This is a genomic window from Roseibium denhamense, from assembly GCF_009711415.1.
Classification (GTDB): domain Bacteria; phylum Pseudomonadota; class Alphaproteobacteria; order Rhizobiales; family Stappiaceae; genus Roseibium; species Roseibium denhamense.
This window is the reverse complement of record NZ_SMLZ01000116.1, coordinates 197,333-219,972: the sequence shown is the minus strand read 5'-3', so window position 1 is coordinate 219,972 and position 22,640 is coordinate 197,333. Positions and strand designations below refer to the sequence as shown.

General features: G+C 57.0%; 20 protein-coding genes. 11 read left to right on the top strand and 9 right to left on the bottom strand.

Annotated elements, in window-relative coordinates; translation table 11 throughout:
• Nucleotides 1-210 precede the first annotated feature (210 nt).
• The 5 genes from E1180_RS20960 to E1180_RS20940 all read right to left on the bottom strand — a co-directional run bounded on the left by E1180_RS20960 (nucleotide 211) and on the right by E1180_RS20940 (nucleotide 6,711).
• A complete protein-coding gene (locus E1180_RS20960) occupies nucleotides 211-810 on the bottom strand; it encodes a hypothetical protein (RefSeq protein WP_208997283.1) in 600 nt (199 codons plus the stop codon).
• A 474-nt stretch (nucleotides 811-1,284) separates the two neighbouring features.
• Nucleotides 1,285-1,965: a DsbA family oxidoreductase gene (locus E1180_RS20955; protein ID WP_155194508.1), complete on the bottom strand. Its 681-nt coding sequence runs from the start codon at nucleotides 1,963-1,965 to the stop codon at nucleotides 1,285-1,287.
• A 107-nt stretch (nucleotides 1,966-2,072) separates the two neighbouring features.
• Complete coding sequence (locus E1180_RS20950) at nucleotides 2,073-3,254, bottom strand: PleD family two-component system response regulator (protein WP_208997282.1); 1,182 nt, start codon at nucleotides 3,252-3,254, stop codon at nucleotides 2,073-2,075.
• A gap of 13 nt (nucleotides 3,255-3,267) precedes the next feature.
• The gene (locus E1180_RS20945) at nucleotides 3,268-4,899 is read right to left on the bottom strand and encodes a class I adenylate-forming enzyme family protein (protein WP_155194506.1); all 1,632 of its coding nucleotides are present in this window, start codon (nucleotides 4,897-4,899) and stop codon (nucleotides 3,268-3,270) included.
• 24 nt (nucleotides 4,900-4,923) lie between these two features.
• Nucleotides 4,924-6,711 carry an extracellular solute-binding protein gene (locus E1180_RS20940; protein ID WP_155194503.1) on the bottom strand — a complete coding sequence of 596 codons (1,788 nt, stop codon included), beginning with the start codon at nucleotides 6,709-6,711 and terminating at the stop codon, nucleotides 4,924-4,926.
• Between the two features lie 365 nt (nucleotides 6,712-7,076).
• Here E1180_RS20940 and E1180_RS20935 point away from each other — a divergent pair, with 365 nt between their 5' ends.
• Nucleotides 7,077-7,688 (top strand): invasion associated locus B family protein, encoded by a 612-nt coding sequence (locus E1180_RS20935; RefSeq protein ID WP_155194501.1) that lies wholly within the window; start codon nucleotides 7,077-7,079, stop codon nucleotides 7,686-7,688.
• Between the two features lie 130 nt (nucleotides 7,689-7,818).
• Here E1180_RS20935 and hspQ read toward each other — a convergent pair whose 3' ends face one another.
• From hspQ to E1180_RS20920, 3 genes are all read right to left on the bottom strand, one after another.
• Nucleotides 7,819-8,142 carry a heat shock protein HspQ gene (hspQ, locus tag E1180_RS20930; protein WP_155194499.1) on the bottom strand — a complete coding sequence of 108 codons (324 nt, stop codon included), beginning with the start codon at nucleotides 8,140-8,142 and terminating at the stop codon, nucleotides 7,819-7,821.
• Nucleotides 8,143-8,244: 102 nt separating this feature from the next.
• A complete protein-coding gene (locus tag E1180_RS20925; RefSeq protein WP_155194497.1) occupies nucleotides 8,245-9,285 on the bottom strand; it encodes an HpcH/HpaI aldolase/citrate lyase family protein in 1,041 nt (346 codons plus the stop codon).
• Between the two features lie 95 nt (nucleotides 9,286-9,380).
• Entirely contained in the window at nucleotides 9,381-10,298 is a 918-nt protein-coding gene (locus E1180_RS20920; RefSeq protein WP_208997280.1) for a lysophospholipid acyltransferase family protein, read from the bottom strand.
• Between the two features lie 233 nt (nucleotides 10,299-10,531).
• Here E1180_RS20920 and E1180_RS20915 point away from each other — a divergent pair, with 233 nt between their 5' ends.
• The gene (locus E1180_RS20915) at nucleotides 10,532-11,485 is read left to right on the top strand and encodes an AEC family transporter (protein ID WP_155194492.1); all 954 of its coding nucleotides are present in this window, start codon (nucleotides 10,532-10,534) and stop codon (nucleotides 11,483-11,485) included.
• 19 nt (nucleotides 11,486-11,504) lie between these two features.
• Nucleotides 11,505-11,927: a DUF1801 domain-containing protein gene (locus E1180_RS20910; RefSeq protein ID WP_196220664.1), complete on the top strand. Its 423-nt coding sequence runs from the start codon at nucleotides 11,505-11,507 to the stop codon at nucleotides 11,925-11,927.
• 3 nt (nucleotides 11,928-11,930) lie between these two features.
• Here E1180_RS20910 and E1180_RS20905 read toward each other — a convergent pair whose 3' ends face one another.
• Nucleotides 11,931-13,133 (bottom strand): UbiH/UbiF family hydroxylase, encoded by a 1,203-nt coding sequence (locus tag E1180_RS20905; RefSeq protein ID WP_155194488.1) that lies wholly within the window; start codon nucleotides 13,131-13,133, stop codon nucleotides 11,931-11,933.
• A 204-nt stretch (nucleotides 13,134-13,337) separates the two neighbouring features.
• Here E1180_RS20905 and E1180_RS20900 point away from each other — a divergent pair, with 204 nt between their 5' ends.
• From E1180_RS20900 to xdhC, 8 genes are all read left to right on the top strand, one after another.
• Nucleotides 13,338-14,276: a DUF2182 domain-containing protein gene (locus tag E1180_RS20900; RefSeq protein ID WP_155194485.1), complete on the top strand. Its 939-nt coding sequence runs from the start codon at nucleotides 13,338-13,340 to the stop codon at nucleotides 14,274-14,276.
• 283 nt (nucleotides 14,277-14,559) lie between these two features.
• Complete coding sequence (locus tag E1180_RS20895; protein WP_283404437.1) at nucleotides 14,560-15,276, top strand: CDP-alcohol phosphatidyltransferase family protein; 717 nt, start codon at nucleotides 14,560-14,562, stop codon at nucleotides 15,274-15,276.
• 141 nt (nucleotides 15,277-15,417) lie between these two features.
• On the top strand, nucleotides 15,418-16,395 hold the full coding sequence (locus E1180_RS20890) for a quinone oxidoreductase family protein (RefSeq protein WP_155194483.1): 978 nt from the start codon (nucleotides 15,418-15,420) through the stop codon (nucleotides 16,393-16,395).
• An 11-nt stretch (nucleotides 16,396-16,406) separates the two neighbouring features.
• On the top strand, nucleotides 16,407-17,366 hold the full coding sequence (locus E1180_RS20885; protein ID WP_155194481.1) for a LysR family transcriptional regulator: 960 nt from the start codon (nucleotides 16,407-16,409) through the stop codon (nucleotides 17,364-17,366).
• Between the two features lie 97 nt (nucleotides 17,367-17,463).
• The gene (uraH, locus tag E1180_RS20880) at nucleotides 17,464-17,817 is read left to right on the top strand and encodes a hydroxyisourate hydrolase (RefSeq protein ID WP_155194479.1); all 354 of its coding nucleotides are present in this window, start codon (nucleotides 17,464-17,466) and stop codon (nucleotides 17,815-17,817) included.
• Nucleotides 17,818-17,820: 3 nt separating this feature from the next.
• Nucleotides 17,821-19,302, top strand: coding sequence for a xanthine dehydrogenase small subunit (gene xdhA / locus E1180_RS20875; RefSeq protein WP_155194477.1), 1,482 nt, complete (start codon nucleotides 17,821-17,823; stop codon nucleotides 19,300-19,302).
• Nucleotides 19,286-21,625 carry a xanthine dehydrogenase molybdopterin binding subunit gene (gene xdhB, locus E1180_RS20870; protein WP_155194475.1) on the top strand — a complete coding sequence of 780 codons (2,340 nt, stop codon included), beginning with the start codon at nucleotides 19,286-19,288 and terminating at the stop codon, nucleotides 21,623-21,625. The genes xdhA and xdhB overlap by 17 nt, the downstream gene beginning before the upstream one ends.
• Nucleotides 21,622-22,626, top strand: a complete 1,005-nt coding sequence (gene xdhC, locus E1180_RS20865) for a xanthine dehydrogenase accessory protein XdhC (protein WP_155194473.1) — start codon at nucleotides 21,622-21,624, stop codon at nucleotides 22,624-22,626. Before xdhB ends, xdhC begins: the two co-directional genes overlap by 4 nt.
• Nucleotides 22,627-22,640 lie beyond the last annotated feature (14 nt).

Genomic DNA, 22,640 nt, shown 5'->3' with positions numbered 1-22,640 from the left:
AGCTCGGTTACGTTCTGTAGGATGGATTAGATCATGCAGCATTCTGAAAGTAATGGAAAAATTCACTTGAAGAAGAAAAAACCGGCACCTTTCCGCGAAGGCGAAAAAAGCCGCTCACGTGACCGTTACCGCGTGTGATGGATGCCAACTTTAAATGCGTGAGCCAGCGGTGCGCGACCGCTGGCTCAAATCGTGTTTTCGATACAAGTGTCAGGCCTGGAGTGTGTCGACAATCCAGTTCCAGGCGACCTTGACCCGGGTGCCCGCTGCATCAAAAAACGCCACTACGCGCTCCCAGACCATCTGACCGAAATCGGCAACTTGAAGCATGGTCCCGCGCTTTGCAGGTGCTTCGGTTCCGGTTTCAATAAGTTCGACAGTTGTAGCACCGGCAGCGTCATTGACGACACGGCGGGTCACGGTAAGAGCTCCATCAAGCACAAGACGGGATTCGTCCTTGCCCGCAACAGCTGTTTCTGGCGCCATTGCGCGGACAACGACAGCACGTCCGTCAGGCAACAGATGGGTCTCATTCCGGTTTACTTCCGAATCGTAGATGACCTCTCCGTAGGAATCGATCAATTCTACCCAAACGGTTTTTCGCCCCTCGAGTTCGATCTCACCAACCCAAATTGTGAACTCGCTTTCCAGCGGGTCAACCTGATCAAGGCTAGCGGAGGCGACTGTCACTGCCAGCCGGTCATCCGGGATCGTAATAGTTTCCTGCGGCAGTGGGGCCGCAGTTGCGCTGCCCGCCAGGGCAATGATGAGGCCAAGCGCAATAGTTCCTGCTCTGGTATTCCGTTGCATATTCGCCTCCCAAGGCTCATACAACCAAACATCACCGCGCTAGGAGCATATTAACTTGGCTCATTTTGAGCTCATTGATCGCAATCGCTTGTTCTTATTCGGCTTCTTGCGAAGGTGTCTCCACTGCACAGTCACGATTTTGCCATTATCGCACCTCAATCCGTTGAATGGGTGTAACAAACATCACAAATTGACGTGTTTCTGGCTACTTTCTGTTAATAGGTGTGGCTCAAAAGCCGCTATGCAAGAAAAATCACTCGAGCGTGATCGATGCTTCATCCAGAAAACTACTTAATTGATAACCGGCTGACGCGACTCCGGGCTCATATTCGCGCTATGCGTGTTAATTCTTGTCAAAAATTTGGCGTTTGTTTTTTACCGCTTGTGCCTGAGACGGTTAACAAGATCTGGAGGCGCCCGCAGAAACCCGCGGATGAGGGGGCGGGGCTACGAAATAAGGCAAGAAGTTGAGCCCTAGCTGGACCCGAAGGACGGCATATCTGCACTCGTGCGGGTTTCATTGGCATGGGTCAGGGCGGCGGCGAGGGTCTCCGGTTTTTCTGCACCTGCCACCACAAACCGGCTGTCGATGATAAAGCAAGGCACCCCAGTCACGCCGCTTTCCTGGGCCTTTTCTATCTGCTGCCGCGTCTTGTCGAGATCTGTCTCTGTCGCGAGCAAATGTTCCACGAGATCCGATTGCATGCCCGCTTCTTCGGAAATGCGCACCAGAACCTTGGCATCGGCCAGGTTTTCTCCATTGAGGAAATACGCGCGAAACAGAAGCTCGACAACCTCGTCCTGAAGATCGTCCGCACGCGACCAAAGGATCAACCTGTGGCAATCCAGTGTATTCGGCGACAGCTTGATCTTGTCGAATGCAAAATCGATTCCTTCCGATTTGCCGGCCAGCTCGATCTGGCTATAGACATGACGGGCCCGGTCAGCTCCTCCGAACTTGTCATTGAGATATTGCTGCCGGTCCTTGCCGGTTTTCGGGAGTGTGCTGTCCAGCTGAAACGGATGCCAACGGACCTGGATGTCGAGATCCGGCACCGCGCGAATGGCGGCCTCAAGCCGGCGCTTTCCAATAAAGCACCATGGGCACATCACGTCAGATACGACATCGATGGTAATTGGCGGCATTTCTTGCATATGACAACCTGAAAAGTGTTCGCGTTTGCCGGTAGCCTAACCGGATTGGACCAAAAACCAAAACCCTGGTGCGCGGCCCGCGCGAAGACCGGTAACATCGTCGTGTTCTAAAGAACCGTATGCGCAATGATTGAGTGAATCCGCCGGCGCAAATTCTCCGGTCCTGCTTCGTTCTTCAGAACCGCCACCGGGCCGAGTTCATGGACGAGACACACAAGATCTTCATCCCGGCTTGTGGCATCCGCGATGGAAAGAAGGGTGCTTTGAAGTTCGTGCAAGGCATCGCCCACTGGAGGGGTAACACCGAAATTCTCTGGGATCAGCCGCATCTCCCATAGGTCCAGGCCGCGGGAGGCGAGCATATCGCTGCAGGTCTCAAGGTATGACGTGTATTTTTGAACCGACAGACCACCTTCTTTGAACTGCTGCCGCAACCAATTGTGACTTTGCGCAAGGACCCGGTCGGCCAGCCTTCTGCGCTTTCCAAAGCGGATCGCAGCTTCAAGCCTCTTGGAAAGAGTCTCTTTCAGGTTCGACCCCAGGAGCACGTCGGAAGCCCCGTTTCTGAAGAGAACCTGAGCGTCATATTCGCCCTCACAAACCGCAAGAACCGGGATCCCGGCAAAACGCGCGTCCCTGCGGATTTGTTGCATATAGTCGATGGATTCTTCGAAATTCGTATCGATCACAACGGCGTCAAAGGCCCGCTGGGACATGAATTCGGTCGCCATGTTCCCGTCGAAGGCGCCGATGACCTCCACCTTGTGATCGCTGGCAGCCTGCCACTCCAGAAAGCGGCCGCTCAGGCCGATGACGAGAAGACTGCTTGTCCCCGAATGATGGGGAGCCGGTTCAGCGGCCGGATTGCTGCCAAAGACCTGGCGGCGGATCCTTGCTTCGTCGGACCGGATAAGAGCTCTTTGATGAATGCAGATCAGCATCAGGAGCACGTCATCCGGAACCTGCCGTTCCAGGATCGCCGTGACATTTGAAACCTGGGGGACATGGTCCTGACCATCGGTCAGGATGTAGACAGGCACTTCGCAGGACAGGGCTTGTATTTGCGGGGACAGCCAATCGAAAAATGGCTTTCGTTCGGGGTCAGGAACAGCAGCGATATCAACGACGACCGCCGCAGGGACCGCAGACGGCATCTGTCCGCCGCGCGCAAAGAACTGGGTCAGCGACACATCTAGATCTTCGGGTAGATCGGCAAAGTTGTTTCGTATCGGCCGCCGCCCGGCATACCAATATGGTCCACGCCATGATAGCGAGGTTTCCACGTCCATCCCCAGTCCCCACCTAGGCCACGGCTGCAGGCAACCGCTGCGTCCGCATTGTTAAGCGCTCCCGGCAAATCGTACCATCCGCGTTACGCGGCAGCGACTGTAAAATCAACACCCGATGAGGGATCTTGGCAAGATCTACGCCTTCCGCGTCAAGATAAGAGAAGAATGCTCCGGCATCAGGCACGTTTCCAGGACTTGGCACCAGTGCAGCATACATTCGCGCACCGACCACAGGGTCTTCAACAATGAAGGCCGCAGCTTCTTTGACCCCCGGAAAACTGGCGTAGATCACGTCTATTGTTTCAAGATTGCCGGTTCCGAGAGCGTATTGCCCCGGAATACCAAAGCCGGATATTCCGCCGTCGGACCGGACGACCTTAATGGCAGTGTTCAGATAACCATTGCCTTCATGCCGGACCCGCCGGTGTTCGCCATTCATCGTATGCCAGCCGACGTCCGGCACCATGGCACCGCGCACAAGCAGGCGTGGGGGTTGGTTATCGATTTCCTCGGTGACGTCGATTTCCAGAAGGGCTGGCCCGCTTTCACACCCGTTTGGCCCGCTATGCTTTCCCAGCGCGGTCGCCCTGATCTTGGCGGATGGCCCGCGGGCCTTGGCCGTCAAGGCGAACTCATCAGCAATATGCAAATCGACAAGCCGCCTTTTCGGGGCAAAGGTCGCCGGATGAGGCGCCGAGATGTTCCAAGCGGCTAGGATTGTCGTGTTGTCGGCTTTCAGTTTCCGGTCGAGCGTTTGGGCGAGCGGCCCCGGTGTCATGACCAGATCGGCCGATATCGCGTTTGCGTGGGCCGCAAGATTTTCGAGGCTTGTCGGATGGTGCAGATGCAATGTGCCTCCGGTCAAAAGCCAGGGTCCGAGCCCGGCGCCAAGTCCTGTCAGGCCGCTCAAAGTATAGGGCACCAACATGGTGCTCGCCGGTTTGATGTGCGCCTCGTGAACGACAAGTTGTCCGGCCGCCGTCCAATGATTGTGGCATCTGGTGACCGGAACATTTTCCTCACCGCTCCGGCTCCAGCAGATCGTTGCTGTGTGATCAGCAGGTTCGGGACGCGCGCCCGGTGTGAAAGACAGGTCGTCGCCCATTTCCGCCAGCATTGGGCCGAGTTCAATCAGGCCGTCCGGAATATCCTTGCCGAGGCCGAACACAAAACGCAGGGAGAAGAGGTCCGCGGCGACATCCCGCGCCGCTGCTCCAACATCCCGGGTCTCAACCCGGTCGGCTGCAATAAAACCTTTGGCCCCGATGGAGTTCAGAGCTTCCAGCACGTTCTTCTGGCGCCAGTGAAGGGGGAGGGGCGAAACAATGAGATTTGCTCTCAAAGCTGCCAATATCGCAACCACCGTATCCACGGTATTTGGGGCCTGGACGCCGACGACATGGTCGGAGGTCAGCCCGACCACACCGAAAAAAGCGGCCAGCCGGTCGATTTCCCGGTCCGCCTCGGCATAGGTCAGCTTTCGGGGCGTGCCGCCCGTCCAGGACGCGCGATCCGGTGCGTCTACGATGGCAAGCCGGTCGGGATGTTCGGCGGCCGTTATGCGGAAGAGTTCATCCAGCGGCACATCGGACCAGGCTCCGCTTTCATGATACTCGTTTCTTAGGCTCTCAGGCGTGACTTTCATGTGCTTTCGTTTCCAAAGGTCCGATCAATTGTTTGGGGATGCCCACCAGGTGTCGAATTGATGTCCGTAAAGGGAGTGGTTTTCAGGCGGGCTGATCCGCGTCCAGTGCGCGACCCAATCGTCCGAGACGTGAAAAAGCGGAACGGCGTAAGCGCCTGAAATCAGGACACGGTCAAAGGCTCTGACAGCGTCAACGAAATCGCTTTTGGTGCGGGCCCCAACCATCGCATCGACCAGGGCATCGATTGCCGGTTCATTTGCCCCGACAAAATTGAAAGATCCCTGGGTCTCGGCGGCTTGCGACGACCAGCGTCCATACTGTTCCGCGCCCGGCGACAAGGACGCCGTCCATGTATTGAATACCATGTCGAACTCGCGCTTTGTCCGCCGTTCTTCGAATTGCGCTGGATCGACACTGCGCACGGTGGCCTGGATGCCGAGGAGCTCAAGGGTACGGATGTAGGCGAGGGCAAGCTTCTCCTCGTCTTCGTTCTTGGCGAGGATTTCAAAGGCAAGGGCGTCGCCGGTTTCAGAATGCACTAGGCTCCTGTCCTGAAGCGCATATCCGGCGCTCCGGAACTGATCGAGTGCAGCCCGCAGCACCTTTCTGTCGCGGCCGCTGCCATCGGCATCGGACGGACGCCAGGTGCCCTCCAGGACGTCTGGGTCAACAGCGCCGGGGAAGGGGGCAAGCAGCTCGCGTTCGCGTTCGCTTGCAGGCCTGCCAATGGACGAAAGATCTGAATTGTCCCAGTAACCGGCCGTGCGTGTGTAGAGCCCATAGTAGAGGTTTTGGTTCACCCATTTGAAATCAAATAGCATCCGCAGGGCTTTGCGCACTGAAGGATCCGCGAATTGGGGCCGACGGGTGTTGAAAGCCAAACCCTGCATGTTCGCAGGAATACCATAAGGAATGGCGAGTTTTACCACATCACCGGCTTCGGCCGCTGGGAAGTCGAAACCATTCGACCATCGGACGGGATCGCGGAACTGCAGCGCATCGACTAGTCCTTTTTTGAAGGCTTCCTGAAGGCTGGTTTCATCGCGGAAATAGTCGATCCGGATCTCATCAAAATTGTCAAAGCCGGCCTTGACCGGCAAATCTGCGGCCCAATAGTCCGGATTTCGTTCGTAGACTACGCGGCGGCCCGGATCGATCGATTTGAACACATAAGGCCCAGAGGCAACCGGCGGCATCAGGGTCGACTTGTCAAATGTGTCGGCGTCTGTAGCCTGTTTGGAAAAAACAGGCGCCAGTGCGATCAGAAGCGGCAGCTCCCGGTTCTCGCCGTTTTCGAAGGTCAGTTTCAAGCGGTTTGGCCCGGTAATCTCCTTTTGCACGATAGCGGCATACCAATTGCGGAACGGCGGACGGCCTTTCGCCGCGATGGTTTCCAGGGAGAAAATGATGTCATCGACCGTCACCTGCGAGCCGTCTGAAAAACGTGCGTCGGGATTGAGTTCAAACTCGATCCATTCGCGGCTCTCCGGCATCCGCACTGTCTGGGCGATCAGGCCATAAAGCGAAAATGGTTCGGCATAAGACCGGACCATAAGGCTCTCATAGATATTGTTGCCAAACTGACGTTCCCGCATCCCCCGGGCTGATGTCCAGCCGCCCTGGACGATAAACTGGTTCAAGCTGTCGAACGTGCCTTGTACGCCAAGTGTCAACGTACCGCCTTTAGGGGCTTGCGGATTGGCGTATGGAAACGGTTGACCGGGCTCAAGCGCGGGTTCGCCATGCATTGCGATGCCGTGTACCCACGGCACATCCTGTTCCTCAGCGGCGCTGGAAGCGGGGTGGGCCATGACCGAAGCGCACAAAAACGCCGCTGCGCTGCCGCACCGGAACAGTCTTTTTGTGAAATGGATGCTCTTTAAGACTAAGCTTTGAGCAACAAGGCTCCGCATGATCACCGCCAAAAACCCATTGATTCTCGCCGCCAAGACTATCACAGGGTTAACAAAGGTGCGCGAGGCGCAAGGCAGTATGACCGAGATATTCAGATTTGTTTCAAGCTGAGGCCATCCGTTGCATAAGTGTCACCCTATTGCCCAAATTGGATGTGTAACCTTCAAATTCGTAGGTGGATTGTTTGAGCGCCCCTTGCAGACCGGCTCTGAATGCCGCAGAACTGCGCGAGTTTCGCTCAAGAATGATTGAGGACGTTTCTATGAAGAGTGTTTTGAAAAGAGGATTGCTGGGATGCGCGGCCGGTGCATTCGTTGCTTTGTCTTCTTTTGCCGGTGCTCCCGCTTTTGCTCAAGAGGGTGAAAAAAGCCCGTGGACAAAGGCGTGTAACACCAACCCGAATACGCAGAAGGAAATCTGCTTCATTTCCATCGAACTGCGGACAAATACCGGCCAGTTTTTGAGCAATGTCGCGATCCAGGAAACGGAAGGCGAAGCCCGTAAGAAGCTGCTCGTTGCTGTTCCAACAGGTGTTCTGATTCAACCGGGTCTGCGTATACAGATTGACGACGGCAAGGTCGTGCAGGCGAAATACAGCATCTGCGCGCCGAATGCATGCTATGCAGAGCTTGCGATTGACGACACTTTCATCAATGCGATGAAGCAGGGCGGTCAGATGCGGGTCGCGCCGTTCAATCAGCAGGCGAAAGAGATTGTCTTCGACGTGACCTTGATCGGGTTTACAGCCGTTTATGACGGCGCGCCGATGGATATCGCCGAGCTGCAAAAGCGCCAGGAACAGCTTCAAAGCGAATTGCAGAAGCGCGCGGACGAAGCGCGCCAGAAGCTGATCGACGCCCAAAACTCACAGTAAGTTGCTCAAGCAACAATGCTGAACACAGAAAAGCCGTCCGGGATGAATTCCGGACGGCTTTTTAAGTTTCTGTCTGACTGCGGTGGGTGTTGAAGCGTCTAGCGTTTTATCGGCGACACCCAAAGCTGATCTAGTGCATTTCAACGCTTCTAGGCAGATATGAGCCGTCAGATTGCTCTTCGAAGATTTCCTCGACCTGGGGATGGCGCACCGGTTCGCCGGTCATGTCAGGCACAAGGTTCTGTTCGCTCACATAGGCAACGTACTCGGTCTCCTCGTTTTCCGCGAGGAGGTGGTAAAACGGTTGATCACGCACGGGACGCACGTCTTCGGGGATCGAATCCCACCATTCTTCCGTATTGCTGAAGGTCGGGTCGACATCGAAAATCACCCCGCGAAAAGGGTAGATCCGATGGCGCACAACCTGGCCGATTTTAAATTTCGCAGTACGCATATTTACTCATCCGCATAGTGCATACATTGCCGGGATACCGCGTTGCCCCACCGCATGCAACCTTTGCAACCGTAAAGATTATAGGCCTGATCTTGCGAATTTCTAAAGACCGTAGATATCACCCATGGCCTTGTCCTTTGAGGCAACAAGGCGTGCAAGATCGACAATGACCTTCGCCTGCTTCCAAGTCGCGTCATCTTGCATCTTGCCGTCAATCATCACAGCACCCGTTCCATCGGGCATCGCATCCAGGATTTTTTTGGCGAAAGCCACTTCACCCGGATCAGGTGAGAAAACGGTCTTGGCGATGTCAATTTGCGATGGATGAAGTGACCAGGCCCCAAGACATCCCATCAAAAAGGCGTTCCGGAACTGGCTTTGGCAGGCATCTGAATCAGAAAAGTCACCGAAAGGTCCATAAAAGGGTTTCAAACCGTAAGACAAGCAGGCATCCACCATCTTGCCGACGGTGTAATGCCACAGATCCTGCTGGTAGGCGGTGCGTCCGGCGGCGCCATCTTCATCCGACAGGACCGCATAATCCGGATGGCCGCCGCCAACCCGGGTGGTTTTCATCCCGCGCGAGGCTGCAAGATCTGCCGGTCCAAGGCTCATTCCATGCATCCGCGGACTTGCGGCTGCGATTTCTTCAACATTCTTGACGCCCTCGGCCGTTTCCAAAATCGCATGGATCATGATCGGCTTGGTCAAGCCTGCCTGCGCCTCAAGCTGCGCGAGCAACTGATCAAGGTAATGGATATCCCAGGCGCCCTCGACCTTTGGCAGCATTATGACATCCAGCTTGTCTCCGACGGCTGGAACTATCTGCAGGATATCATCGAGAAACCAAGGACTGTTCAAGCAGTTGACCCGTGTCCAAAGACCGGTGTCCTTGAAATCATTGTCGGCCGCCAGCTGGATAAAGCCTTTGCGGGCATCGATCTTGGCGTCCGCAGGGATCGCGTCTTCCAGGTTGCCGAGCACCACGTCAACCTTATCAATCAGGTCAGGCACCTTGGCCCGCATCTTTTCGATATGCGGAGGCACGAAATGAATCATCCGCTCCAGAGCGACAGGCCGATCCCGATAGGGTTGCGGGGCTCCGATGGCCAAAGGGGCATAGAATGATTTCGGTGACTTCATTTCGGCGGTTCCTCCAACTGTTCGATGAGTAGCTATAGCTGTGATGCTGCGCTGCAACCATCCGCCGAAAGTCAAAGGCTGGTGCCCGCCGGGGCTCAGGTCCGGGCGAGGCCGCCTTTTCTGGTCTGCTTCGCCTTGGCGCGGCTTTTGGGAGCGGCCCACTTCTTGTGGATCCACATCCATTGGTCCGGATGCTCCCGGATCCATTCCTCGAACACGGCATGCATATTGGCCGTTGTTGCCAAAATATCGGCTTGACGGTCATCGGTAACCCGGACGGGGATGGCTTTGCCTTCGATTCGGAAATGGACACCCTTGGTCCGGACCACGCGGCCAAGAACGATGGGAACATTGCACGCCCTTGCCATGGAGGCTGGAACCGGATTTGCGTAGGCGGTGCGTCCGAAAAACTCAACGGCAATTCCCCTCGTTTCCCGAAGGTCGCCCATGATCGCTACAACACCGCCGGTCTTGAGCGTGGACAGGAGCATCCGCGCGGTCTTATGTCCCTTGGACAGCAAACCGCCGCGGTAAAGGTCCTGCCGCATCTCTCTCAAGACCTCATCCGCCTTCGGATTGCGCAAGGCCTGGTAGACACCGGTGATGGTGACACCTGCTTCGACCGCCGGCTGAACACACAGCTCCCAATTGCCGCTGTGCATGGAGACGAAAATGCAGGCTTGGTTTCCCTTCAGAACGTCACTGGTGACGTCATCCGCAACCGCGGTATAACGGTTCGATTGTTTTAAAAGCCGGTCGATATGGAACGTCTCGGCCGCCACGCGTCCAAGATTTTCCCACATGTTCCGCGTGATCCTTTCGCGCTCTGCGGCGGAAAGATCGGGCATTGCCAGTTCGAGGTTCTCAAGCGCGCGCTTATGCCGGGCATTGAAGGGCGCAAGATGCCGCCAGAACCACCCCATGATCGCCGAGGCGGTATCCACAGGGATAAGCCGGAACAGAAAGATCGCTGTTTTCAGAAGGTGGTACTCCAGCCCGTTCTGAAATTTCACCCATCTTGATAATTGCCCTGGGGCAGCTGGCATACTTTCAACGTCTTTCATTTGTCCAAGAGTGGACGATCCGGCCGGTTGCTTGACTTGCTGCACTTGCAGATTTGCGCAAGACCTGATTGGTATGCAGGCCGCTGCTACAGTGGAATGCACCGCGTGCTTAGCCAAACTCGATTTGCGATGCAAGCAACCAGTGCTGACCGGCGGCCTCAAGATGCTATCGCGGACGATCCATGCAGAATGTCATCTCACTTGCGCTCCCGTTTTTTGGGCTGATTTTTTTGGGCTTTGCCGCGGGCAAGTTCAAAGACCTTCCCGAAAGCGGGTTGAGCTGGCTGAATTTTTTTGTGATCTACCTGGCCCTGCCGGCCCTGTTCTTCCGGTTGCTGTCGCAAACGCCCTTCGACCAGCTTGCCAACATTGCCTATATCTCGGCAACGACCTTCACCACTTACATCGTCTTTGCAATTTCCTTCTGCGTCGGTGTGATGGTCACCCGGGGCAACATTGCAGAATCGACCATCCTCGGGATCGCCGGGTCTTACTCCAACGTCGGCTACATGGGGCCCGGCCTGACGCTCGCCGTTCTTGGTCAGGAAGCAACCGTGCCAACCGCCCTGATCCTGACCTTCGACAATATGCTGATGTTTGTGCTGGCCCCGCTTCTCATGGCTTTGGCGGGGACGGAAACGCAATCACCGCTTGAAACGGTCAAGACGATCCTGGTGCGGATTTTTACGCATCCGTTTATTCTTGCCACCATGGCCGGTGTTGGCGCCGCAGCCATCGAGTTCCAGCCTCCAACCGCGATCAACACCATGCTCCTGTACCTGTCCAACGCCGCTGCGCCATGCGCCCTGTTTGCGATGGGGGTCAGCATCGCACTGCGCCCAAGCGGGCGGATTACGGTGGAGCTGCCGATCGTTCTGGCAGTGAAGCTCGTCGTTCATCCTCTACTGATTTTGATGCTGTTGCTTTGGATCGGCGGTTTCGACCCTGACTGGGTTGCCACAGCGGTGCTCATGGCCTGTCTGCCACCTGCAACAAATGTCTTCGTTATTGCCCAGCAATATGGAACATACGTCCAACGGGCCTCGAGTTTTGTGCTCTTCGGAACATTGGTCTCCATGCTCACCGTGACGCTTTTCATCCTCGGTTTGAGCGAGGGATATCTGCCGTTGCAATAGTGCGAGAGGCCCGTGAGCTGTGATCCAATCAGCTGAAACTTCCAATTTATGGACCGCCTATCCGGAGGCGACGACGCAAGTCTTGGCTCAGTTGCGCGCCCTAATCCACGAGGTCGCTAAGGCAAACCCTGCGATTGGCCGTCTGCAGGAATCCGTCAAGTGGGCGCAGTTAAGCATTCAACCGCTCAGGCCCAAAACCGGAACGCCGATCCGGCTTGATGCCATGGGCCCGAAGCGGGACCATGCCGCACTCTTCGTCAGCTGCAATACAACGCTTGTCGGCGATTGGCGCGATCTGTTCCCGGACTTGGAATTCGGCGGCAACCGCAGTGTGCATTTCCAGGCGGAAAAGCCGTTGCCGGAGGCTCAAGTTCGAGCCATGGTGACAATGGCTTTCACCTATCATGCTGCCAAAAGCGCGCGTGCCAGCCGCAAAAGCTGATTTTCAGGAGCGGAGCTGAAATCCGGTTCCAGGCGCGATGCCCTCACGCATTAAGAGACGGCGAAACGGCCCGATTTTGTCGGCGAGATACATTCCCGCGCTTCTTGCGGCCTGCACCGGCAGGAAATCGGTGAGGAGGGACCTGTTCAACGCATCGACGGCAAATGTTCGGCTACGGACATCGGCGCTGCGCTTGGTCTCATAGGCGGCCAGAATCGTGTCGCTTTCAAAGTCCTTGCCGCTCGCTGCAGCTTTAGCAAGGACATCTGCAAGGTCTCCGACATCGCGCTGTGACAGGTTCAAGCCTTGCGCGCCAATGGGCGGAAAGACATGAGCGGTTTCCCCCACCAGAGCCAATCTCTTGCCAACGAGCTTTGGCGCCGAAAGCCCGGAGAGGGGGAAACTCTGCGGTTTCGTCGTGATCCGGAATTTGCCGAAGATGGAATGTGCCCGGCGTTCCAGTTCCATTTCGAGCACGGATGTGTCCAGACCGCAAAGCCGCTCTGCCTCTTCTGCAGTGACGACACACACAAGTGACGAGGACCGTCCGGGCAGTGCGACAAGCGTGAATGGGCCGCTGGGCGTGTGAAACTCCACGGACATGTTCTGATGTGGGCGATCGTGATCGAGGTTCAGGACGACGGCTACTTGCGGATAGGACCAGCGTTTGACCTCAATACCGGCCGCATCCCGGAGCCGGGACGACCGGCCGTCGGCAGCCACCGCAAGGTTCGCCCGGATCTCGGTCCCGTTGTCACCGTTAAGTGAAACGTGATCCTGTTCGAAGGACGCTGTTTCTAGGCGCGCGTTGAAATGGGTCAGCGTATCGGCGTTTCCACAGGCTGCACTTAATGCCTCATTCAGGTCGGAATTGCGGATGTTGAAACCGAACTCGTTCAGTCCGAGCTCTGAGCTGTCAAACGTCACCTCCGGAGCCCTGACCAGGCGCCCGGTATCGTCAATCATCCGCATTTTTTGAAGCGGAGCGGCCTTTAGCTCCAGATCGTCCCAAACACCGATTTCCTTCAAAACCGCAATTGATTTCTGCCACAGCGCTGTCGTTCGACCATCAGCTGGATCTGAATCTGGCGCCAGCAAGGCAACCGAAAAGCCCTGACGCGCGAGGACAAGAGCCGCAGAACGCCCGGCCGGTCCGCCGCCAACAACTGCGATATCAAAGTGTGAAGGACGTTTTTGGTGTTCCATGATGTGTTCCGGTTGCGCTTATTCTAGGGCCAAACATCGGCCGGTAGATGCCCCGCTTCAACGGGACGAAAGCGCACAGTTTCAATCAGTTTCGGCTTTTAACACCGAAAAGGGTCGAAACCATGAGAAATATCAACGCCGGCTCTCCCCGTATCGCCTAAGGAGACTTTAGAGTAGGGCGCGCTGGAAACATTTACCGGTCTCATGAGCATCGATACATCTAGGCATCAAGGGTTTCAGACGGAACGGATTGGCGTTTCCCGGCAGCCTGATCCGGCTTGGCGGATTACCCTGGGTGCGGTCGGAGTGCTGGCGTTCACTGGCTGGGCGTATCTGGCCGCAATGGTCATCGACATGATCCCGGTGATGGACATGAGTGAGGCCGGGCCCGGGATGGGGCTCCTGAACCAGTTCAATTTCTTCCGGGGCTTGCCGGAAGAGGCACGGGCCGCGCTTGCCGTTCTCTGCCTGCCCGCAGGGGCGACGTTCGGCATGCCGAGCGAAGCATTGACTGCTGGCGACTTTCTGAAGATCTACATGATGTGGGCGATGATGGCGCTCGCGATGATGCTCCCCTCCGCGGTGCCGATGCTGCGCGCTTTCCATAAGCAGCATCAAAATGGTCTCGCTGCTCGTTCATTGACGATTGTGACCTTGCTGGCCGCCGTGGGCTATCTGTCGGTTTGGTTCGGCTACGCTGCAATCGCAACGATCATGCAGTGGGGGCTGGTGTCTGCTGGCGCGATCAGCCCGATGATGGCTCCGGTTAGCATGGCTTTGACCGTGACGGTGCTTCTGGTTGCCGGTTTCTATCAATTTAGCCCGCAAAAGCGCGCCTGCCTCGACCGGTGCTGGTATCCGAAATGGGTGTTTGACCGTCCAAGCAAAGAACATCCGCAAACTGCGGCGATTGCTGAAGGCTGGCGCCAAGGCCTTTATTGCCTCGGTTGCTGCTGGGCGGTGATGGCCGTCATGTTCGCAGTCGGCTTGATGAACATCTTCTGGATTGCCGCGCTCGGCGGCCTTATGGCTCTGGAAAAGTCGTTGATCACCCAGTGGTTCCCGAGGTTCATCGGATTATTTTTCCTCGTCTGGGGAAGCGCCTTACTGTTTGCGCTGACCCGCGCTGGAGGCGGTGGTTGACGGGACGCTGCGCAAAAGCAGATTGTTGAGCGCATCCAAATTTTAAACGACGGTCGGCGGGACGTGGTGCCGCCGCAATATCGATCAGTTTTTTGGCTGAACGAGCCTTTCCGGTTCAATAGCCGCCCAGCGACAAACCAGATTACCGGTTCACAGCGTCATATTTTTGCAATATTAAACCTATGCAAGGTTGCTGCGTGTTTCGCGCGCATTTCCGGTAGGGGCAACCTGATCAGGACCCATGGGCGCACCGCTCGTGAGCCAGCGTCTTCGAGGAACAAACGTGGCGGACATTACCCCGGACAAAGAGGCCCCAGAGCCCGCGCTGTTTTTGATTCATATTCTGACAGCATCCGGCGCACCAATTGCATTGGCAGCGCTGCTTGCGGGCGCGCAGGGAAAATGGGCCGAAATGTTCGCCTGGCTGGGCCTTGCCCTTTTTGTCGACGGGATCGACGGGCCGCTTGCACGGAAATATAGGATCGCTGAACGCTTGCCGCGCTGGTCGGGAGCGTCTCTCGACTTCGTGATTGATTACGCGACCTATGTCTTCCTGCCAGCTTTCGCTCTGTCCTGGAGCCTGATGCTGTCCGAGCCATGGAACTGGATTTGCGGCGGCTTGATCGTGTTCACAGGGGCACTCTACTTCGCCGACAACGGCATGAAGACGCTGGACGGGTCCTTCAAGGGCTTTCCGGCCGGCTGGAACATGGTTGTCTTCGGCTTGTTCGTTCTGTCTCCGTCCGAAGCCTTCACAATCGCAATCATTTTGCTGTGTTGCGCGCTGACATTCGCTCCGGTCCGTTTTGTCCACCCGGTGCGCGTTAAACGCTGGCGAATCGTGACCTTGCCGGTGACGCTTGGTTGGATGGCCCTGGCTGGTTATGCCATTCTCAACGGCATGACCTTGACTGGGCTTGCATTGGTCGCATTCGTTGTTGCAAGCCTCTATCTCTTCTCGGTGTCCGCCGTGCAGCAGCTTATCGACCGCGTCGACTGACCAGGGTACAACTGCGCATCACAAGCACTGAAGGTGTTTTTTCAGCCGGCCCTTTGCGTTGCCGGTAGAAATCACTAATGTCCAAAAAAATTCAAACCGCGAGCTGATTGGCCCGACAAGATCGGCCAAATGGGAGAAATTATGGTTCAGGCAGTGCGTGTGAATGAGACTGGCGGCCCTGAGGTTATGACCTGGGAGCATATTGAGATCGGAGAACCGGGTGCAGGCGAAGCGCGGATCCGCCACACGGCGATCGGCCTGAATTTCATCGATACATATTTCCGATCCGGTCTTTATCCCGCGCCAACCGGCCTGCCGTTCAGCCCCGGCAATGAGGGGGCCGGTATCGTGCTTTCCGTGGGCGAGGGGGTCGATCATGTGAAACCAGGCGACCGCGTTGCCTATGTGGGTCCGCTGGGGGCATATGCCCAGGAGCGTCTCGTGCCTGCCGCCAGCCTTGTGGTGGTGCCGGAAGGGATCGACGACAAAACCGCAGCTGCCATGATGTTGAAAGGCATGACCGCCCAGTATCTTCTGCGTCAGACCTACAAGGTGGGTCCGGAAACCACGCTTTTGTTTCATGCAGCCGCCGGCGGTGTCGGCTTGATCGCCGGACAATGGGCCGCTCATCTCGGTGCTACGGTGATCGGAACGGCCGGATCCGAAGACAAGATCGAGCTGGCGAAGGCCCATGGGTACCAGCATATGATCAACTACCGGACAGAGAACTTCGTGGAGCGGGTCAAGGAAATCACGGACGGTAAAGGCTGCGATGTCGTCTATGATTCCGTGGGACAAGATACCTATCCCGGGTCGCTCGATTGTTTGAAGCCGCGTGGCATGTGGGTGAGTTTCGGCCAGTCATCCGGGCCGATTACCGATTTCAACCTTGCCCTTCTTGCCCAAAAGGGATCTCTCTTTGCGACAAGGCCATCACTTTTCAACTATATCGCAACGCGCGAAGACCTTGAGGCGACCGCGGGCGAGTTGTTCGACGTGGTGCAAAAAGGGATCGTGAAGATCGGGATCAATCAGGAATACCGGCTTGCCGATGCCGTTCAGGCGCATTCCGATCTCGAAGGGCGGAAAACCACCGGCACCACCGTGCTGCTGCCCTAAGAGCCCAACACATGCGTACCGGCCGCACCCAGGAACTTTCGCGCAACCTTTACAGCCCGGCAATGCGCTACTTCCTGGCTGCGGCTGAAGCCGGATCGATCCGGGCTGCGTCCCGCGAGCTCAATGTCGCCTCGTCCGCCGTGAACCGCCAGATCCTGTGGCTCGAAGAATCCCTTGGTCTACAACTGTTTGACAGGGTGGGGCGGCGGCTCCGGCTGTCACAGGCCGGTGAGGTCCTGCTTGCCCATATCCGGCGGACTTATTCCGATTTTGAAGGAACCGTTGCAGAGCTCGATGCCTTGAAGGGCCTCAGACGGGGCACGGTTTCCATTGCCTGTGTGGAAAGCGTCGCCGAAAAATTGCTGCCAGCGGTCATCAGTTCTTTCCGCGCCACCTATCCCGGCATTCATGTGAATATTTCCGTTTCCTCGTCGCAAGAGGCAGTGCGGAAGGTCGAAGCGGCGGAAGCGGATGTGGGTTTTACCTTCGATCCGCCGGAAACATCGGCGCTCACAACAGCCTTTCACCAGGATCTGGTCATCGGCGCACTCATGGCACCGAGCCATCCGCTAGCTGCCGTTAAGGATCTCAGTCTCCAGGACTGCCTTGCCTATCCTGTGGCCCTACCGGCCGAAGGGCTGTCGCTGCGAACCAGAATTGATGCCGTGCGGCGGCGCATACCAGGCGCATCACGCACCTATGTCGAGGCGAATTCCTTAAGGCTCATGCGGGCGCTCGCAAGGGAAGAAAACGTCATAGGTTTCCAGACCCGTATTGGCTGCGAGGAAGACCTGGCTGCGGGTCACCTGGTTTTTGTTCCCTTGTCAGATCAACCGCTTCAGGCGGACCGGCTGTGTGTGGTAACCTCGTCCCTGCGCGCGCTTGCCCTGGCTCCGGGCATGTTTTTCGACCATGCCGTGATCGCCTTGAAAGAACATATACCTTCTCTTGATGCCAAAAAGGCATCATAAAGATCGCAAATGAGCGCTTTGGATCTGCGTTTTTTTGAGGCACATTTTTCAAATGATGGAATATGCGGCACCGCGCCGTGCTAGGGAGAGGGTCAATATGGGGCGTTTGACAACGCATGTTTTGGACACGGCTCTGGGCCGCCCGGCCGAGGCGCTTGCGATAGAGCTGTGGTCGATAACGGACGATACCCCAGCCCATGTTTCCACACACATCACCAATTCGGATGGCCGGGTGGACGGCCCGATCCTCGACGGCGATGCATTTACGCCCGGCACGTATGAACTCAGGTTCATGGCCGGAGCCTACCTGAAAAGAACAGGGCAGCCTCTTCCCGATCCGCTGTTCCTCGACATCATCCCAATCCGCTTCGGAATTGCAGAACAAGACGGCCATTATCATGTGCCGCTCCTGCTGTCCCCGTTCGGTTACTCCACCTATCGCGGGAGTTAGGGCATGCGCGACACGATCCGTTTCCTAAAAAATGGCGAAGTTGTCGAACTCGACTCGGTCGGCCCAACTGAAACTCTCTTGGATTACCTGCGCCTGAGACGAAGGGAAACCGGCACCAAGGAAGGCTGCGGGGAGGGCGATTGCGGCGCTTGCACGGTGGCGCTTGGCCGGCTGGTTGGCGGAAAAATGGTGTATCAACCGGTCAATAGCTGCATCCAGCTTCTGGGCATGATCGACGGGGCGGAGCTCGTCACGGTCGAAGACCTGGCAAGTGATCAGAGGCTGCATCCGGTGCAAAAGGCGATGGTCGACCTGCATGGGTCCCAGTGCGGTTTTTGCACTCCCGGTTTCATCATGACCCTTTTCACGCTCTATCATGCCGAAGAGAAACAGAAATCACGAAAAACAGTAACAGAGTGGCTTGCTGGCAATCTCTGCCGGTGCACTGGTTACCGCCCAATTGTCGATGCTGCGCTGGAAGCTTGTTTTGACGCAGCCGATGACGCCTTTACATGGCGGGCGAACGAAACACGCCAAAAGTTGCAGGATCTTGCCGACAGCCGGGATGTGTATCTTGGCGATAGCAATGGTTTTTTTGCATCGCCCTCGACCCTTGACGGTCTTGCCGCGCTTTATGCCCAGCATCCGGATGCGACCATTGTCGCCGGTGCGACCGATGTCGCGCTCTGGGTCACAAAAAACCTGGCAGAGCTTCCCAAAATCATCTGGTTGGGGCGGATCGAAGAACTGGACCGGGTCGAAGAAACCGGCTCCGGTGTTTTGATCGGCGCCACGGCAACCTATGCCGCGACTGAAGCAGCGATGACCCGGATCGAGACGAGCCTTGGGGCGCTTTGGAAACGGATCGGATCCAAACAAGTCCGGGCATCTGGAACAATCGGCGGCAACATTGCCAACGGATCGCCGATTGGCGACACGCCGCCTGCCTTGATTGCGCTCGGGGCAACCTTGGAGCTTCACTCGGCCGATGGTTCCCGGGCTTTGCCGCTGGAAGACTTTTTCCTGGAATACGGAAAACAGGACAGGCGGGATGGCGAGTTTGTGACCGGTCTCTTCGTGCCCGGATTATCCGCCAACCAAGTGTTCCGGTGCTACAAGATATCCAAACGGTTTGACCAGGATATTTCTGCGGTGATGGCCGGGTTCCGGTTTGCGCTTTCAGATGGCGTGATCACCGAGGCGCGCATCGCGTATGGAGGCATGGCCGGCACGCCCAAGCGGGCTGCCACCGCAGAAGCCGCCCTTGCAGGTGCAAGCCTCGAAGACCCGGCAACATGGGGCGCTGCCATGCAGGGCCTCATCAGTGATTTCACGCCCATGACGGATATGAGGGCGAGCAGTGCGTACCGCATGGAAACCGCACGCGCGCTTCTGGCCAAAGCATTGATGGAAATCAGCGGCACAGCTCCGGAAGATGTGAATGTTCTGATCAAGAGGGAGGTTGACCATGACCGCGCCGCTTGACCAGGCTGCGATGCAGCCGCCGCTCAAAACCGTCTGCAAGGCGCTGGCCCATGACAGCGCGGAAAAACATGTCACAGGGACTGCCGCCTATATCGACGATATGGTCGAACCCACTGGCACGTTGCATGTGGTGCCGGGCTGGATCCGGCAGGCGGTCCGGGGTGAAGTTACGGCCCTGGATCTCGATGACGTGCGTCAATCACCCGGCGTTGTTGCGGTTCTGACCGCCGCCGATGTTCCTGGAACAAATGACTGTTCGTCCGCGTTCGGCGATGATCCGGTTCTCGCAGACGGTGACATCCTGTTCCATGGACAAGTGGCCTTCGCGGTCGTTGCCGAGACCCGTGATCAGGCGCGGCGCGCGGCCAAGAAAGTAAAGGCTGAGGTCACGAGCATCCCGCCGGTCTTGACGCAGGAAGATGCGGTAGCCGCGGAAACAACGGTGCTACCGGATTACCAATTCCGGCGCGGGTCACCGGAAACCGGTATGAATGCGTCACAAGAGATTGTAAGCGGCAGCTTGCGCATCGGAGGTCAGGAGCATTTCTACCTGGAAGGCCAGATTGCCATGGCCGTCCCGCAGGAAGATGGCGGCATGCTTGTTTATTCATCGACCCAGCACCCAACCGAAATCCAGCACACTGTCGCCAAGGTTCTCGGTGTTCCGGATGCGCTGGTCACAGCGGAAGTCCGGCGAATGGGTGGCGGATTTGGCGGCAAGGAATCGCAGGCCAACCAATGGGCGAGCCTTGCAGCCTTGGCTGCTCACGCAACCGGCAGGGCCTGCAAGATCCGTTTGGACCGGGACGACGACATGATCATGACCGGTAAACGGCATGATTTTCGGGTGGACTGGAAAATTGGTCATGACGGCACCGGAAAGATTCGCGCAGTCGATATGGAGTTCCTGTCCCGCTGCGGCTATTCGGTCGATCTGTCCCTTGGTGTCAACGACCGCACGCTGTTTCACGCTGATTCCAGCTACTTTTACCCGGATGCCGTGATCCGCTCGCGGCGGCTGAAAACCGACACCGTGTCGAATACGGCGTTCCGGGGGTTTGGCGGGCCACAGGGCATGCTGGCCGCGGAGCGAATGATCGACGCGATTGCCATCAAGCTCGGCAAGGATCCGCTGGAAATCCGCAAACTCAATTTCTATGACGGCGAGCGCAACCAGACGCCATTTGGCATGCCGGTTGAAGAATATGAGGTGATGCATCACCTGATTGGCCAGCTTGAAGAGAGTTCGGCCTATTGGCAGCGGCGCGAAGACGTCTCCGCCTTCAACGCTGAAAATGCGGTGCTGAAAAAGGGCCTTGCACTGACGCCGGTCAAGTTCGGCATCTCCTTCACCTTGAAGCATCTCAACCAGGCGGGAGCGCTGGTCCATCTCTATACGGACGGGTCGGTCCATCTGAACCATGGCGGCACCGAGATGGGGCAGGGCCTTTATCAAAAGGTGGCCCAGGTCGTTGCGGAAGAATTCGGCATCACACTGGACAAGGTCCGGATTACCGCCACAAACACCTCGAAGGTTCCAAACACAGGGCCAACCGCGGCCTCCTCCGGCACAGACCTGAATGCCATGGCTGCAAAGCTGGCAGCTCAGGAAATCAAGGCGCGGATAACAGCCTTCTTGTGTGAACAGCATCAATGCGGCGCTGAAGCCATTCACTTCGGCGACAATAAGGTGATCATTGGCGACCAGAGCTTCACGTTGAGCGAGATCGCCAAGCAGGCGCATATGGCGCGCATCCAGCTGTCACATGCGGGCTTCTATGCTACGCCTGGAATCACATGGGACCGGGACACGGCGACCGGCCGTCCGTTCTATTACTTCGCCTTTGGCGGGGCCTGTGCCGAAGTGACAATCGACACAATGACCGGCGAGATGACTGTCGACCGTGTCGATATTCTCCATGACGTCGGGCATTCGCTAAATCCGGCCATCGATCTCGGCCAGATCGAAGGCGGCTTCGTGCAGGGCATGGGCTGGCTGACCACAGAGGAGCTCGTCTGGGACGCGCAGGGCCGTCTTCGAACCCATGCGCCGTCTACCTATAAAATCCCGACGGCTTCGGACATTCCCGAAGAGTTTCATGTCCGGCTTTACGAGGGCACTGGGAACCCGCAGGAGACGATCTATCGGTCAAAGGCCGTCGGCGAACCGCCGGTCATGCTTGCAAACGCCGTTTTCTGCGCAATTACCGATGCTGTCGCGAGCCTTGCGCCCGGAGAGGTGCCAGACCTTGATGCGCCGGCGACACCTGAAGCCATCATGAAGGCCGTTCACGGCATGCGCGCAAGAAAGGCCGGCCAATGAAGGTATGGGGGCACATTGCGGACGTTCTGAAGACATCGGAAGCATGTGCCCTTGTGACCATTATCAGCGCGGACGGATCGACCCCGCGCGACGCGGGCACCCGGATGGTGGTTCGCGAAGATGGCGGTTTTTTTGGCACAATTGGCGGCGGGACGCTTGAATTTGAGGCAATCCGAAATGCCTCAAACGCCGCCCGGACAGCAAAGCGGTCCTTTTCCCTTGAAACGGTCTCTCTGGGCCCGGATCTCGGCCAGTGTTGCGGCGGCCGGACGAAAGTTGCAATTGAAGTGCTCAATGCGGAAGACCGGCAGACGGTTGACCACCTAGCAAGTCTCGAGCGGCAACAATCCGTCTTCTCGACCAAGGCCAGCGTTGAAAACAATGAGCTCACTGCCCGGCAGGTTATTGAAAAAGAGCACAATTCTTCAGCAAAACTGGTAAAAAACAGCAGCGGAAACGTTCTCGTTGAGACCTTCGGCGAACACCGCCGGGCTCTTTATCTGTTCGGTGCCGGTCATGTTGGACGCGCCCTTGTTCTTGCCCTTGCACCGCTGCCGTTTGACATAACCTGGGTGGATAGCAGGGCGGACCAGTTCCCCGGCGCCGTGCCTTTCAATGTTCAAAAGGTCTGCCTGCCAGACCCTGCCGAAGTTCTTCAAGGAGCCCCAAGCGGCGCATTCGTGCTGGCCATGACGCACTCGCATGCCCTGGATGAACATATCATGGCACGAGCTTTGCTGGCTCAAAGGTTCGAATATTGCGGTGTGATCGGTTCCAAAACCAAGCGGGCCCGTTTTCAAAAACGTCTAAAAGCGCAAGGGGTGTCGGAGAGACTGATTTCCAGAATGGTCTGCCCGGTAGGGGTGACGGCAATAAAATCAAAACACCCGGCAGCCATCGCGGCCGGAATAGCCGTTGACCTTCTCGAACGGGATGAGGCCAGTCATCAACAGGCTGCCGCAGGCGAGGGGCTTGCACAAAAACGAACACATGGTCAATAAGGCGGCATACGCGC